The sequence below is a fragment of the Paracoccus sp. 22332 genome (assembly GCF_052045125.1).
Taxonomy (GTDB): Bacteria; Pseudomonadota; Alphaproteobacteria; order Rhodobacterales; family Rhodobacteraceae; genus Paracoccus; species Paracoccus haematequi_A.
In genome coordinates this window covers 105,993-119,879 of record NZ_JBQEOI010000003.1, presented here as the reverse complement: position 1 = coordinate 119,879, position 13,887 = coordinate 105,993, and the positions used below count along the sequence as shown (strand labels likewise).

The following is a 13,887-nucleotide window of genomic DNA, read 5'->3' as shown; positions in this document are numbered from 1 at the left end:
GCCTTTGGTCAGATTTCCGCGCGAGACCAAGGAGGTTCCGCCCCCATGCTGCGACCGACGCTGCCTGCCCTGCTGGCCCTGACCGTCAGCGCCCTGCCCGCCCTTGCGGACATGCCCGCCCCCGAAACCAACGGCATCACCCATTTCACCCTGCCCAACGGCCTGGAAACCGTGGTGATCGAGGATCACCGCGCCCCGGTCGTGGTGCAGATGGTCTGGTACAAGATCGGGTCCGCCGACGAACAGCCCGGCAAGTCCGGGATCGCGCATTACCTGGAACACCTGATGTTCAAGGGCACCGACACGCTGGAGCCGGGCGAACTCTCCAAGACCGTCACCGCCAATGGCGGCATGGACAACGCGTTCACCAGCTATGACTATACCGCCTATTTCCAGCGCATCGCCGCCGACCGCCTGCCCCTGGTGATGGAGATGGAGGCCGACCGCATGGCCAACCTGCGCATCGGCGAGGACGACTGGCAGGCCGAACGCCAGGTCGTGCTGGAGGAACGGGCGCAGCGGGTGGACAGCGACCCCGGTTCGCTGTTCGCCGAGGAACGCAATGCGACGCTGTTCTATAACCATCCCTATGGCCGCCCGGTGATCGGCTGGCGCGCCGAGATGGAGGGGCTGACCCGCGACGACGCGCTGGCCTGGTATGACGACCATTATTCCCCGAACGAGGCGGTGCTGATCCTGGCGGGCGACGTGACGCCCGAAACGGCCCGCGAGCTTGCGGAAAAATACTATGGCCCGATCCCCGCCAAGGGCGAGGCCGAACCCCGCATCCGCCCGCAGGAACCGACCCAACGTTCGCCCCGGCGGATGGAGATGACAGATCCCCGCGTGCCGCAGCCGGTGATGACGCGCAGCTATCTGGCCCCCGAACGCAATCCCGGCGACCAGAAGGACGCCGCCGCGCTGACGGTGCTGGCGGAACTGCTGGGCGGGTCGGCCCAGACCTCGGTCCTGGGGCGCGAACTGGCGATGAAGGGCAAGGCGCTGTGGGTGAATGCAGGTTATGACGGGTTTTCGGTCGATCCGACCAGCTTCGGCATCTCTCTGGTCCCGGCCGACGGCGTGCCCCCCGAGAAGGCCGAGGCCGAACTGGACCGGGTTCTGGCGGCCTTCCTGGAAAAAGGCCCAGACCCGGCCGATCTGGACCGGGTGAAGACCCAGATCGAGGCCGCGCGGGTCTATGCGCTCGATTCCGCGCATGGCCGCGCCTATGACTATGGCCAGGGGCTGGCGACCGGGCTGTCGGTCCAGGACGTGAACGACTGGCCCGACATCCTGGCCGCCGTCACGGCCGAGGACGTGATGGACGCCGCCCGGCAGGTGCTGGGCAGCGAGGCCACCGTGACCGGCTGGCTGCTGCCGCCGCCGCCAGAGGCCGGGGACGCCCCCGCCCCGACCGCCACCACCCCCAAGCCCGAGGTGCAAGAATGATCCGCGCCGCCATCGCCCTGTTCGTCGCCGTCCTGGCGGTTCCCGCCCACGCCATCGACATTCAGGAAGTCACCTCGCCCGGGGGCATCAAGGCCTGGCTGGTCCAGGACGACAGCATCCCCTTTGTCGCGTTGGAATTCGACTTCAAGGGCGGCGCCAGCCTGGACGCGCCCGACAAGCGCGGCGCCATCAACCTGATGACCGCCACGCTGGAGGAAGGCGCAGGCAGCCGCGATGCCGTGGCCTTCGCCCAGGCGGTCGAGGGCCTGGGCGCGCGGTTTTCCTTTGATGTCAGCGACGACGCGCTGTCGGTCGGGATGCGCGCGCTGACGGAAAACCGCGACGAAGCCGCCGCCCTGCTGGCCGAGGCACTGACCCGGCCGCGTTTCGACGATGCCGCGGTGGAACGCGTCCGCGCGCAGGTGCAATCCATCATCCGGTCCGAGGCGACCGATCCGCAATCCATCGCCGCCAAGGAAATGGCCCGCCAGGCCTGGGGCGAGCATCCTTATGCGACTTCGATCAACGGCACGGCGGAGTCGGTGGCCGGGCTGACCCGGCAGGATTTGGTCGCGGCCAAGAACCGCGTGCTGGCCCGCGACCGCGTGGTGGTGGGCGCGGCGGGCGACATCAGCCCCGAGGAATTGGGCCTGCTGCTGGACAAGGTGCTGGGGGGCCTGCCGGAACAGGGCACCGCGCCGCTGCCGGAACCCGCGCAGTTGCAGTTGACCGGCGGCGTCACGGTGATCGACTGGGACAGCCCGCAGACCGTGGTCAGCTTCGCCGGGCCGGGCCTGCCCATCGACGATCCCGATTATTTCGCGGCCTATGTCGCCAATCACATCCTGGGCGGCGGCGGCTTCAGTTCCCGTCTGATGGAAGAGATCCGCGAAAAGCGCGGCCTGACCTATGGCGTCGGAACCGCGCTGGCGACGGGCCTTTATGGCCAGACCTGGCAGGGGGGCATGGCGGGGTCGAACGCCACCACCGGACAGGCGGTCGATCTGATCCGGCAGGAATGGGACCGGCTGGCCGAAGGCGTGACCGACAAGGAACTGAACGACGCCAAGACCTATCTGACCGGCGAGTATCCGCTGCGCTTCGACGGCAACGGCAAGATCGCAACCATCCTGGCCGGGATGCAGCTGATCGGCTTTCCCATCGACTATGTGAACACCCGCAACGCCAAGGTCGAGGCGGTGACGGCCGAGGACGTGAAGCGCGTGGCTGGGCGGCTGCTGGACGCGGACGGGCTGCGCTTCGTGTTGGTGGGGCGCCCCGAAGGGATCGCCGCGACGGACAAGGCCGAACCGGCCGAGGCGGCGAACTGACCTTGGCTGTTGCACCGGGGGCTTCGCGCCCCCGGACCCCCGCGGGATATTTGGACAAAGGTGAAAAAGCGCGCCTCCTGCCTGTCCAGTTCCCCATGGAATCGCTTCCCACCCTACCCCGCCCCTGCTAGATTTGGGGGCATGAACAGCCATGCCCCCCATATCCGCCCCGTCATCCGGCAGTTGGACGAGGCCACCGCCAACCGCATCGCGGCGGGCGAGGTGGTGGAGCGTCCGGCCTCGGCCGTCAAGGAGCTGGTGGAGAACGCGCTGGATGCCGGGGCCACGCGCATCGACATCGCCATCGAGGACGGCGGCAAGCGGCTGATCCGGGTCTGCGACGACGGTTGGGGGATGCTGCCCGAAGATCTGCCGCTGGCCTTGGCGCGCCATGCCACCAGCAAGATCGACGGCAGCGACCTGCTGGCGATCCGCAGCTTCGGCTTCCGGGGCGAGGCGCTGCCCTCGCTAGGCGCCGTGGGGCGGCTGACCATCACCTCGCGCGCCCGGGGCGGCGACGGCGCCGTGATCGCGGTCAGCGGCGGCAAGGTGACGCCGCCGCGCCCGGCCGCCGCCAATCCCGGCACGGTCGTGGAACTGCGCGACCTGTTCTTCGCCACGCCGGCGCGGCTGAAATTCCTGCGCGGCGACCGGGCCGAGACCATGGCGGTGGCCGAATGCGTCCGCCGCCTGGCCATGGCCGAGCCGCATGTCGGCTTTAGCCTGACCGCCGATGGGAAAGAAGTCTTTCGGGCCGATGCCGAACAAGGCGATCTGTTCGACGCCTTCCATGCCCGGCTGTCGCGCGTCATGGGCCGCGACTTCATCGACAACGTTATCGCCCTGGATGCCGAACGCGACGGGCTGTCCCTGACTGGATTCGCCGCCCTTCCCACCTATTCGCGCGGCGCGGCGGTGGCGCAGCATGTCTATGTCAATGGCCGCCCGGTGCGCGACAAGCTGCTGACCGGGGCCTTGCGGGCGGGTTACATGGACGTGCTGGCCTCGGGCCGGCATCCGGCGGCTGTGCTGTATCTGTCCTGCGACCCGCAGCTTGTCGATGTGAACGTCCATCCCGCCAAGGCCGAGGTCCGGTTCCGCGACCCGCAGGCCGCGCGCGGCCTGGTAGTCAGCGCGCTGCGGCACGGGCTGGCGGGGGCGGGCCATCGGGCGTCGTCGACGGTGGGCGACGCCACGCTGGCGGCCTTTGCCGTCGAACCTGCGGCGCCGCGCGCCTATCAGATGGATTACCGCCCCTCGGCCCGGGCGATCCGCGCCAGCTTGGACTTGCAGGCCCCCGTGACCGACCTTGCGCCAGGCTTTGCCGAGGCGCCTTCGGCCCGCGCCGAGGAACCGCCGACCGTGCCCATCGATGCCCCGCTGGGCGCCGCGCGGGCGCAGATCCATGAAAACTACATCATCGCCCAGACCAAGGATGGTCTGGTCATCGTCGATCAGCACGCGGCGCATGAGCGGCTGGTCTATGAACGGCTGAAGGCTCAGGCGGCCGGCGGCATCGCCCGGCAGGCCCTGCTGATCCCCGAGATCGTCGATCTGCCGCCCGCGGACGCCGCGCGGATCCTGGCCATCGCGGAGGATCTGGCCGCATTGGGCCTGGTGATCGAGCCCTTCGGCGGCGGCGCCGTCGCCGTGCGGGAAACGCCCGCCATGCTGGCCAGGCTGGATACCGCCGCGCTGATCCACGACATCCTGGACGATCTGGCCGACCAGGGCGCGTCTGACCGTCTGCGCGGGCGGATCGACGCGGTTCTGTCCAGCATGGCCTGCCATGGATCGGTCCGGTCGGGCCGCCGCATGACGGCCGAGGAAATGAACGCCCTGCTGCGGGACATGGAGCGCACGCCCAAATCCGGCCAATGCAACCACGGCCGCCCGACCTGGGTCAAGCTGCGGCTGTCGGATATCGAGCGGCTGTTCGGCCGCAGCGGATGACCACAGCCGATTGACCCGCGCGTCAAAGGGCGCGACAGTCATCGCCAGTCAAGGAGCCATGCCATGCTGCAAATCAGCCCCGACAAGATCGCCCATATCATCATCCGCGCGCGCGAATATGACAGCGGCGTCAATCCCTGGGCGCATTCCGGCAGCCGGGCGCAGCACGGGGTGCAGAGCGAGTTGCGCGACTTCATCGCCACCCTGAACGAAGATGAACAGGCGTCGCTGGTAGCTGTTATGTGGATCGGACGCGAGAGCTTCGAGCCGGAGGAACTGGAAGAAGCCATCCAGACCGCCCGGATCGAACGCACCACCCCGACCGAGGATTACCTTATGGGCGAACCGCGCCTGGCGGACCTGCTGGAGGCGGGGCTGGAAGCCCTCGGCATCTCGCCCGAGGATGCCGAGGACGATCTGAACCCGTCCGTCTGACTTACTGCGCGGGCGTGACCCGGATCAGCTTGCCGTCGTCCTCGTCCGTCAGCAGCATGATCGCGCCGTCGCGGGCCACCTCGACCTCGCGGACGCGGCCGATGCCTTGCAGGTGGCGCGCCTCGCCGGTCACGCGGTCGCCGTCCAGTTCCAGCCGCACAAGCGCGCCCGCCTGCAACCCGCCGATCAGCAGGTCGCCCCGCCAATCGGGGAACAGATCGCCGTCATAAAAGGTCATCTGGCCCGGCGCGATCACCGGATCCCAGTAATAGAGCGGCTGTTCGGTGCCCTCGACCTGGGTATTGCCCTCACCGATGGGGCCGCCCGCATATTCGATGCCATAGGTGGCGATGGGCCAGCCATAGTTGCGGCCTGCCTGCGGTCGGTTCAGCTCGTCCCCGCCCTTGGGTCCGTGATCGATGGTCCACAACGCGCCATCGGGGCCGATCGCGGCGCCCTGGACATTGCGGTGGCCCCAGGACCAGATCTCGGGCAGCGCGCCCTCGACGCCCGGATCGCCCATCGGCGCGCCGGTCTGAGGGTCGATGCGGACGATCTTGCCCAGCGTGGTGGTGGCGTTCTGCGACAGCGGCCGGGCATCGATGACCGAGCGTTCGCCGGTGGTGACGAACAGCCCGCCATCCCCGTCGAAAACCAGGACCGAGCCGTAATGCTTGGTCGAATCCCAGGCGGGCTGCTGCTGCCAGATGACCTTGGTGTCCTCCAGCGTGGCGCCGTCGGCCGACAGGGTGCCGGTGGCGACGGCGGTGGCGGTCTTGCCGCCTTCGCGCGGCTGGGCGAAGCTGATCCAGACACGGCGGGTCTGGGCGAAGTCATCGGCCACGGCCACGTCCAGCAAGCCGCCCTGGTCGCGGGTGTCGATATCAGGCAGGCCGCCGATGGGATCCGACAGCGCGCCGTCAGCCCCCACCAGCCGCAGGTTGCCCGCGCGTTCCGTCAGCAGCCAGCTTCCATCCGGCAGTTCGGCCAGGCCCCAGGGATGATCCAGCCCATCGGCGATCACCGTCTGGTCCAAGGCCACATCGTCCGCCAGCACCGGGGCGCGGGTCTGGCCCTCGAAGGCGGGCTGCTGGTCGGGGGCGTTGGGCGGCGCTGCGTTGAAATCCTGCGCGGATGCGGTCCCGGCGATCAGCGCGGCGGCGGCTGCGGTCAGACGGATGGCGGGACGGAACGGAATCATCGGTGCCTCTTTGCGGGATGGATCGCTGCTGGCCGAACACGCCTGGACAGGCACCGTTCCGCCTTGCGCCTTCACGTCTGTGTCAGGCGGTCCCGATGCGCCTGGAACAGCGCCCCGGCCCGGACCCAGGGACCATCCTCGATCCTGTCAAGCCGCGCCAAAACCGGCAGCAACTGCCCTGCATAATCCAGCGAGCTTTCGCGCGGCAGCATCGACGGCAAGTTGTCGATGGCCATGACATCGAGCGGAGGCCTGTCCGCCACGCGCAGCACCGGCCGGGCCCAGGTGGTCGTGCGGTCATAAACCTTGATCGGGGAAAAGTCGCTGGCCGGGTCGCAGGCCACGTCGCCGATCACGGTCAGCGCCCGCCCCGGCGCGGCCGCCGTGGCGGGTACGAAGACCGGCGCGCCCGGCTGTGCCAGGATCGCGTTGACGAAGATGTCATGGGCCAGCACCTCGGGGAAGGGGCCGCCATGCGCGGTCTCGGCCATGTCCCAGCGGGTGACGGGCGCACCCATCGCCACCAGCAGGTCGGCGGCACCCGTGCCGACGCGGCCCTTGGCGCCGATCACCAAAGCGCGCGGGCGGGCGCGGCCCGTGGCGTCCAGCTGGGCGCGCAATTCGTCCAGCAGCAGATCCTTGTCGGCATAGGCACGGACCGGCCCGCAGATGCCGCCGCGCTGCTGGGCCGCCCAGGCCTTCAGGCTGACCGCCGCCCCGGCATAGCCCGCCCAATAGCCGAAGGCGGCCAGGCGGCGGCCCTCCTCGTCCGTCAGGTATTCCAGGTCGTACAGCGTCCCGCCCCCCGCGGCAAAGCGGCGCAGCAGCGCCTGCCCGGCGGGCTGGCCCTTGAAGGCATGGCCGAACATGACGTGACGGTGGCGCAACGGCGTCCCGTCGTCAGGCAGTTCCTTCAGGCCGAAGACGATGGCGTCGTCGGGCGCGGCGGGCCAGCTTCCCTCGGGTGCGATGGCCGCGCCCGCGCGGGCATAGGCATCCGTCGGCAGGACGCGGCGCGGGCTGTCCTCGACCGTGACGGTGAAGCCGCGCGCGATCAGGTCGGCCACGCCTTCGGGGGTGATGCCCACCCGATCCTCGTTCGGGCGGCTTTCGGCCCGCACCCACAGATGTGTCATCGCCGTCTCCTATGCTGTCCGCCGCCATCCATGCCGGGGAACCCGTCCGGCGCAAGGGATGTTCCCTGTCGTCCCCACGATCATATCATGGAGAATCCGCGATGATCCTCAGCCGCCGCGCCAGCCTGATGCTTGGCCTTGCCACCGTCAGCACCGCCGTCATGCCCCGCATCGCCCTGGCCCAGACCGCCGTGCCGACCTCGTTCTCGTATCCGGTCGAGGGCGGGCAGGTCGTCTTTCACCCGGTCGATCACGCCTCGATGGTGATCGAGACGCCGGGCGGGGCGATCTATGTCGATCCGGTCGGGGGGGCCGAGCCGTATCGCGGACTGCCGCAACCTTCGCTGATCCTGATCACCCACGAACATGGCGACCATTTCGACCTGCCGACGCTGCAGGCCCTGCCCGCCGTGGCGATCATCGCCAATCCGGCGGTCCATGCGATGCTGCCCGCCGAGATGCAGTCCCGCGCCACCGCCATGGCGAATGGCGATGCCGCCCAGGCCATCGGCCTGACCATCGAGGCCGTGCCCGCCTATAACACCACGCCCGACCGCCAGCAGTATCATCCGCAGGGCCGCGACAACGGCTATGTCCTGACCATCGGCGGCAAGCGGTTCTATATCGCCGGCGACACCGAGGACACGCCCGAGATGCGCGCCCTGGAGGACATCGAGGTCGCCTTCCTGCCGATGAACCTGCCCTATACGATGACCGTCCAGCAGGCGGCCGAGGCAGTGGCGGATTTCCGGCCGGTGACGGTTTTTCCCTATCACCACCGGGGCAGCGACGTGCGGGAATTCGCCCGCCTGGTCGAGGCGTCAGGCGCGGGCAGCCTGGTCGTGATCGCCAACTGGTATTCGGGCGGCCAGGACTGACGCGCCTTTACCGATCCGGCAGGCCGCGCTAGCAATGCCGCCATGCTGCGATACGTCTTGCGCCAAACGACCGTGATGGGGCTGAGCCTGCTTGTGGCCTCGGCCCTGATCTTTTCGGTCGTGGAACTGGTGCCGGGCGATCCGGCCAGCTTCATGCTGGGCACCGGGGCGCAGCCGGAAACGCTGGCCGCGCTGCGCCAGCAGATGGGGTTGGATCAGCCCCTGCCGCTGCGCTACGCGGGCTGGCTGGGGGCGATGCTGCATGGCGATTTCGGCACCAGCTTCACCTACAAGACGCCCATCGGCGGGATGATCCTGGACCGTTTGCAGGTGTCGCTGCCGCTGGCGGTGCTGGCGCTGTGCCTTGCGGTGGCGATCGCGCTGCCGGCCGGGCTTTACGCGGCGGCGCGCCGGGGGCGCGCGGGCGGCGGGCTGGCGATGGGGGCCACGCATGTGGGGATCGCGCTGCCGAATTTCTGGCTGGCGATGCTTCTGGTCCTGGTCTTCGCCGTCAGGCTGCGCTGGCTGCCTGCCGGAGGCTTTCCCGGCTGGTCGGACTCCGGCGCGGCGCTGAAGTCGCTGATCCTGCCCGCCGTGGCGCTGGCCCTGCCCCAGGCCGCGATCCTGGCGCGCGTTCTGCGCTCTGCCCTGATCGAGACGATGGGCCAAGACTATATCCGCACCGCCCGCGCCAAGGGCCTGACAGAGGGGCAGGCGCTGCGCCGCCACGGGTTGCGCAACGCGCTGATCCCGGTGCTGACAATTCTGGGGATGCAGTTTTCGTTTCTGCTGGCGGGCGCGATCATCATCGAGAATGTCTTCTTTCTGCCGGGCCTGGGCCGGATGATCTTCCAGGCGATCACGCAGCGCGACCTGATCGTGGTGCAATCGGCGGTGCTGGTGCTGGTCGCCGCCGTGATCGCCGTGACCTTCCTGGTCGACCTGGCCTATGCCGCCGTGGATCCCAGGCTGCGCCGCGGATGAGGGTGGGGGTGGTCCTGGGCGGTGCGCTGGCCGGGCTGGCGCTGGCCCTGGCCGCCCTGTCGGTGGTCTGGACGCCCCATGACGTGACGCAGATGGCGATCGCGGACAAGTTGCAGCCGCCATCGGGGGCGCATTGGTTCGGCACCGATCATTTCGGGCGGGACATCCTGTCGATGGTCATGCTGGGGGCGCGGACCTCGATGGCGGTGGCCCTGGTCGCGGTGGCGATCGGCATGGGGCTGGGCGTGCCGCTGGGCCTGCTGGCGGCGGCGCGGCGCGGCGGCTGGGTCGATGAGATCGTGATGCGCGGCAGCGACCTGATCTTCGCCTTTCCGTCGCTGGTGATCGCGATCCTGATCACGGCCGTCGCCGGGCCGTCGGCGCTGAACGCCATCGTCGCCATCGGCATCTTCAACATCCCGGTCTTTGCCCGCGTCACGCGCGGGGCCGCCCTGCCGATCTGGGTGCTGGACTATATCCGCGCGGCGCGGGTGGCGGGCAAGGGTGCCGCGCTGATCAGCCTGCACCATGTCCTGCCCAACATCGCCAGCCTGCTGATCGTGCAGGCGACGATCCAGTTCAGCCTGGGCATCCTGGCCGAGGCCGGGCTGTCCTATGTCGGCCTCGGCGCGCAGCCGCCGACGCCAAGCTGGGGCCGGATGCTGGCCGAGGCGCAGACCATGATCGCCCTGGCCCCGCATGTGGCGATCATCCCGGGCCTCTGCATCGTGCTGACGGTGCTGGGGCTGAACCTGCTGGGCGACGGCTTGCGCGACGCCTTGGACCCGCGCCTGCGGGTGCTGCGGTGATCGCGGTCGAAGACCTGTCGGTCGCCATCGGCGGGCGTCCGGTCGTGGCCGGTGTCTCGTTCGATCTTGCGCCGGGAACGGTGACGGGGCTGGTCGGCGAATCCGGCAGCGGCAAGTCGATGACCGCGCTTGCCGTCATGGGTCTGCTGCCCGGCCTGGCGCGGGCCTCGGGCCGGGTGGTTCTGGACGGCCGGAACCTGCTGACCCTGCCGGAACGCGACCTGTGCCGGATCCGGGGCCGCCGCATCGGCATGATCTTCCAGGAACCGATGACCGCCCTGAACCCGCTGATGACCATCGGAGACCAGGTGGCCGAGGTGCTGCGCATCCACCAGGCCCTCGACCGCCCCACGGCGCTGCGGCAGGCGCGAGAGCGATTGGACCGCGTGGGCCTGCCCGCCGCACGCTTTCCGCTGACGCTCTATCCGCACGAGTTGTCGGGCGGGCAGCGCCAGCGGGTCGCCATCGCCCTGGCCATCGCGCTGCGCCCCGGCCTGCTGATCGCGGACGAACCGACGACCGCCCTGGATGTGACAACGCAGGCGCGGATCCTGTCGCTGCTGACCGATCTGGTCCGGGACGAGGGCATGGCCCTGCTGCTGATCACCCACGATCTGGCCGTGGTGGCGGGCATGGCCGACCGGGTGGCGGTGATGCAGGCGGGCCGGGTCGTCGAAAGCGGGCCGACCGGAACAGTGTTCCGTCGCCGCAGCCACCCCTATACCCGGCAGCTTTTCGCGGCATCCCGCCATGCGCCGGAACGCAGCCCCCGCCCCGCCGCCGTTCCGCTGGTGCAGGTGACGGGGGCGGTGCGCGACTATCGCCTGGGGGACGGCAGCCTGCGCGCCTTGGATCGCGTCGGACTGACCATCGGGCGCGGCGAAAGCCTCGGGCTGGTGGGAGAATCGGGGTGCGGGAAATCGACGCTGGCCCGCGCGATTCTGGGGTTGGAGCGGTTGCAGCAAGGGCGCATCACGCTGGAGGGCCGGGACATCGCCGCCGGACAGCGGATGCCGCGTGACCTGCGGGCACGGATGCAGGCGGTGTTCCAGGATCCCTTCGGCAGCTTCGATCCCCGCTGGCGGGTAGAGCGCCTGCTGGCCGAGCCGTTCCACCTGACCGGCCGCCCGCCCGACTGGCGCGACCGCGTGGCTGCCGCCCTGGCCGAGGTGGGGCTGGATCCCCAGGACGCCCGCAAGTTCATCCACGAATTCTCCGGCGGCCAGCGGCAGCGCCTTGCCATCGCCCGCGCCCTGATCATCCGCCCCGCCCTGATCGTCCTGGACGAGGCGGTCAGCGCCCTGGATGTCCGCGTCCGCGCGCAGGTTCTGGACCTTCTGGCCCAACTGCAACAGACGCACGGGCTGTCCTATCTGTTCATCAGCCACGACCTGTCCGTGGTGCGCGGTATCACCGACCGGATCCTGGTGATGGAGGCAGGCCGCATCGTCGAGGAAGGTCCGACACAGCGCGTCATCGACGCCCCCGGCCACGCCCGGACGCAGGCCCTGGTCGCGGCGATCCCGCGCATCCCGGCGGACTGGTCCTAGCTCAGATAGCCGCCGTCGGAATCGTCGCCCGATTCCTCGACCAGGCGGGCGAAGTCGGGCAGGTTGATGGCGCGCTTGCCCACCAGTTCGATCACCCCGTCGCGCTTCAGCGCGCTGATCTGGCGGCTGACGGTTTCCAGCGTCAGGCCCAGGTAATCGGCCATCGCCTCTCGGGTCAGGGGCAACTCGATCCGCATCCGTCCGCCGGGATCGCGCTTCTGCAAGGCAGCCTCGCGCCGGGCGATGATGGCGATGAAGGACGCGATCTTTTCCCGCGCCGTCTTGCGGCCCAGCAGCAGCATCCATTCGCGCGCCGCGTCCAGTTCGTCCAGCGTCATTTCCAGCAGTCGGTGCGCGACATGGGGCGTGGTGCGCATCATGTCCTCGAACGGCTTGCGGCGGAAGCAGCACAGCACGACCTTGGTCGCCGCCACCGCGTTATAGGCGGCGATTTCGCGCTTCGGGCGGCCCAGGAAATCGCTGGGCAGCAGCAGGCCCACCATCTGCGTGCGCCCGTCCTCCAGCGTCTGGGTCAGCGCCGCCACCCCGGTCACGACCGATCCGACGAATTCCATCCGATCACCCTCCCAGACGATCGGCTGACCGGGTTCGAAGCTGCGATAGAATTTCATGTCTTCCAGCAGCGCCAGCTCGTCCGTTTCGCAATGGGCGCAGACGGCGCGATAGCGGATCGGGCAGTCGCCACAGCGTTCGCCGCCATCGTGACTGGCGGATTTTTGGTTGATCTGGGTCAAGGCAATCTCGCGCGTTATCATCTAATTCTACCCATATGAGCAATGTTTCGCAACTGAAGCGGCTGGGCTTGTTCGATTCGCGCGTTCCGCGCTACACGAGCTATCCCCCCGCAACGCAATTCAAAAACGGCGTAAACGCCAATATGGTCGCGGGCTGGCTGGATTCCATCCCCGAGGGCGCGGCGATTTCGCTGTATCTTCATGTGCCGTTTTGCCGCAGGCTCTGCTGGTTCTGCGCCTGCCGCACGCAGGGCACCAAGACGCTGGATCCGGTCATCGCCTATGTGGACACGGTTCTGGCGGAACTGAGCCTTTTGCGCCGCCACCTGCCGCGCGGCGTGCGGCTGTCGCGGCTGCATTGGGGCGGGGGCACCCCCACCCTGCTGCCGCCCGACCAGATGCGGCGCGTGGCCGACGCGATCTTCGCCGTGGTGCCGATGGCCGAGGGGGCCGAATTCTCGGTCGAGATCGACCCGTCGGAAATCGACGCGCCCCGGATGGCGGCGCTGGCGGCGGCGGGGATGAACCGCGCCTCGATCGGGGTGCAGGATTTCGACCCCAAGATCCAGGACGCGATCGGCCGCCAGCAGTCGTTCGAACTGACCGGCGAGGCGGTGGACCTGATCCGCGGCCATGGCATCGCCAGCCTGAATGCCGACATCCTGTACGGCCTGCCGCACCAGGACCGGCACCGCATTTCCGAAACGGTGCAGAAGCTGCTGGCCTTGTCGCCCGACCGGGTGGCGCTGTACGGCTATGCCCATGTGCCCTGGATGTCCAAGCGCCAGGTGATGATCCCCGAGGACGCCTTGCCCGGCAACGAGGATCGGCTGTCGCTGTTCAACACCGCGCGCGACCTGTTCGTGGCGGATGGCTATGCCGAAATCGGCATCGACCATTTCGCGCGCCCCGGCGACGGGCTGGCCCTGGCGCAGAAGGCGGGCCAGTTGCGCCGCAACTTCCAGGGCTATACCGACGACCGGGCCGAGGTTCTGCTGGGCCTGGGCGCATCCTCGATTTCCCGCTTTCCGCAGGGTTACGCCCAGAACGCGCCCGCGACCGGCGCTTATACCGGCCATGTCCGCGAGGGGCGGCTGCCTTACACCAAGGGCCATACCTTCACCCCCGAGGACCATTGGCGCGGCCGCATGATCGAACAGGTGATGTGCGATTTCCGGGTCGACTCGGCCGAGATGACGACGCGTTTCGGCCTGACGCCCGCGCAGTTGCAGAAGATCTTCGACCCGGTGATCGCGCAATTCGGCGGCATGGTGGAAATCGGCCCCTGGGGCCTGCGCATCACGCCCGAGGGGCGCCCCCTGGCGCGCATGGTCGCCAATATGCTGGACGCCTATATGGCGGCCCCGACCAGCCATTCATCGGCGGTGTGACCACCGGGGGCGCGC

The 13,887-nt window shown here is 69.0% G+C and carries 12 protein-coding genes; 9 read left to right on the top strand and 3 right to left on the bottom strand.

Annotated features, from left to right (window positions below; translation table 11 throughout):
- Positions 1–45: 45 nt before the first annotated feature.
- From ACTJI6_RS04540 to ACTJI6_RS04525, 4 genes are all read left to right on the top strand, one after another.
- Positions 46–1,449, top strand: coding sequence for a M16 family metallopeptidase (locus ACTJI6_RS04540; RefSeq protein ID WP_440798237.1), 1,404 nt, complete (start codon positions 46–48; stop codon positions 1,447–1,449).
- A complete protein-coding gene (locus ACTJI6_RS04535) occupies positions 1,446–2,780 on the top strand; it encodes a M16 family metallopeptidase (RefSeq protein ID WP_440798235.1) in 1,335 nt (444 codons plus the stop codon). Before ACTJI6_RS04540 ends, ACTJI6_RS04535 begins: the two co-directional genes overlap by 4 nt.
- A 141-nt stretch (positions 2,781–2,921) precedes the next feature.
- Entirely contained in the window at positions 2,922–4,733 is a 1,812-nt protein-coding gene (gene mutL / locus ACTJI6_RS04530) for a DNA mismatch repair endonuclease MutL (protein WP_440798233.1), read from the top strand.
- Positions 4,734–4,796: 63 nt separating this feature from the next.
- The gene (locus ACTJI6_RS04525; protein ID WP_440798231.1) at positions 4,797–5,168 is read left to right on the top strand and encodes a DUF3775 domain-containing protein; all 372 of its coding nucleotides are present in this window, start codon (positions 4,797–4,799) and stop codon (positions 5,166–5,168) included.
- Position 5,169: 1 nt separating this feature from the next.
- Here the strand turns inward: ACTJI6_RS04525 and ACTJI6_RS04520 are convergent, their stop codons facing one another.
- Both ACTJI6_RS04520 and ACTJI6_RS04515 read right to left on the bottom strand, forming a co-directional pair.
- Positions 5,170–6,369, bottom strand: a complete 1,200-nt coding sequence (locus tag ACTJI6_RS04520) for a PQQ-dependent sugar dehydrogenase (protein WP_440798229.1) — start codon at positions 6,367–6,369, stop codon at positions 5,170–5,172.
- 71 nt (positions 6,370–6,440) lie between these two features.
- Entirely contained in the window at positions 6,441–7,505 is a 1,065-nt protein-coding gene (locus tag ACTJI6_RS04515) for a saccharopine dehydrogenase (protein WP_440798227.1), read from the bottom strand.
- A 101-nt stretch (positions 7,506–7,606) separates the two neighbouring features.
- Between ACTJI6_RS04515 and ACTJI6_RS04510 the strand changes: the two genes are divergently transcribed.
- From ACTJI6_RS04510 to ACTJI6_RS04495, 4 genes are read left to right on the top strand one after another with little or no spacing between them, the layout of a single operon-like run.
- Positions 7,607–8,383, top strand: coding sequence for an MBL fold metallo-hydrolase (locus ACTJI6_RS04510; RefSeq protein ID WP_440798225.1), 777 nt, complete (start codon positions 7,607–7,609; stop codon positions 8,381–8,383).
- Positions 8,384–8,425: 42 nt separating this feature from the next.
- Complete coding sequence (locus tag ACTJI6_RS04505) at positions 8,426–9,367, top strand: ABC transporter permease (protein ID WP_440798223.1); 942 nt, start codon at positions 8,426–8,428, stop codon at positions 9,365–9,367.
- Positions 9,364–10,176 (top strand): ABC transporter permease, encoded by an 813-nt coding sequence (locus ACTJI6_RS04500; RefSeq protein WP_440798221.1) that lies wholly within the window; start codon positions 9,364–9,366, stop codon positions 10,174–10,176. The genes ACTJI6_RS04505 and ACTJI6_RS04500 overlap by 4 nt, the downstream gene beginning before the upstream one ends.
- Complete coding sequence (locus tag ACTJI6_RS04495; protein ID WP_440798219.1) at positions 10,173–11,726, top strand: ABC transporter ATP-binding protein; 1,554 nt, start codon at positions 10,173–10,175, stop codon at positions 11,724–11,726. Before ACTJI6_RS04500 ends, ACTJI6_RS04495 begins: the two co-directional genes overlap by 4 nt.
- Here the strand turns inward: ACTJI6_RS04495 and fnrL are convergent.
- Positions 11,723–12,481, bottom strand: a complete 759-nt coding sequence (gene fnrL, locus ACTJI6_RS04490; protein ID WP_440798218.1) for a transcriptional regulator FnrL — start codon at positions 12,479–12,481, stop codon at positions 11,723–11,725. The genes ACTJI6_RS04495 and fnrL overlap by 4 nt on opposite strands.
- Before the next feature lie 35 nt (positions 12,482–12,516).
- Here fnrL and hemN point away from each other — a divergent pair, with 35 nt between their 5' ends.
- Positions 12,517–13,872, top strand: coding sequence for an oxygen-independent coproporphyrinogen III oxidase (gene hemN / locus ACTJI6_RS04485; protein WP_440798215.1), 1,356 nt, complete (start codon positions 12,517–12,519; stop codon positions 13,870–13,872).
- Positions 13,873–13,887 lie beyond the last annotated feature (15 nt).

Bases quoted from the DNA above. Each gene is read 5' to 3' on its own strand.
- ACTJI6_RS04515 (WP_440798227.1), bottom strand. From the start codon at position 7,505: ATGACACATCTGTGGGTGCGGGCCGAAAGCCGCCCGAACGAGGATCGG.
- hemN (WP_440798215.1), top strand. From the start codon at position 12,517: ATGAGCAATGTTTCGCAACTGAAGCGGCTGGGCTTGTTCGATTCGCGC.
- ACTJI6_RS04520 (WP_440798229.1), bottom strand. From the start codon at position 6,369: ATGATTCCGTTCCGTCCCGCCATCCGTCTGACCGCAGCCGCCGCCGCG.
- ACTJI6_RS04535 (WP_440798235.1), top strand. From the start codon at position 1,446: ATGATCCGCGCCGCCATCGCCCTGTTCGTCGCCGTCCTGGCGGTTCCC.
- ACTJI6_RS04500 (WP_440798221.1), top strand. From the start codon at position 9,364: ATGAGGGTGGGGGTGGTCCTGGGCGGTGCGCTGGCCGGGCTGGCGCTG.
- ACTJI6_RS04540 (WP_440798237.1), top strand. From the start codon at position 46: ATGCTGCGACCGACGCTGCCTGCCCTGCTGGCCCTGACCGTCAGCGCC.
- ACTJI6_RS04510 (WP_440798225.1), top strand. From the start codon at position 7,607: ATGATCCTCAGCCGCCGCGCCAGCCTGATGCTTGGCCTTGCCACCGTC.
- mutL (WP_440798233.1), top strand. From the start codon at position 2,922: ATGAACAGCCATGCCCCCCATATCCGCCCCGTCATCCGGCAGTTGGAC.
- ACTJI6_RS04525 (WP_440798231.1), top strand. From the start codon at position 4,797: ATGCTGCAAATCAGCCCCGACAAGATCGCCCATATCATCATCCGCGCG.
- ACTJI6_RS04505 (WP_440798223.1), top strand. From the start codon at position 8,426: ATGCTGCGATACGTCTTGCGCCAAACGACCGTGATGGGGCTGAGCCTG.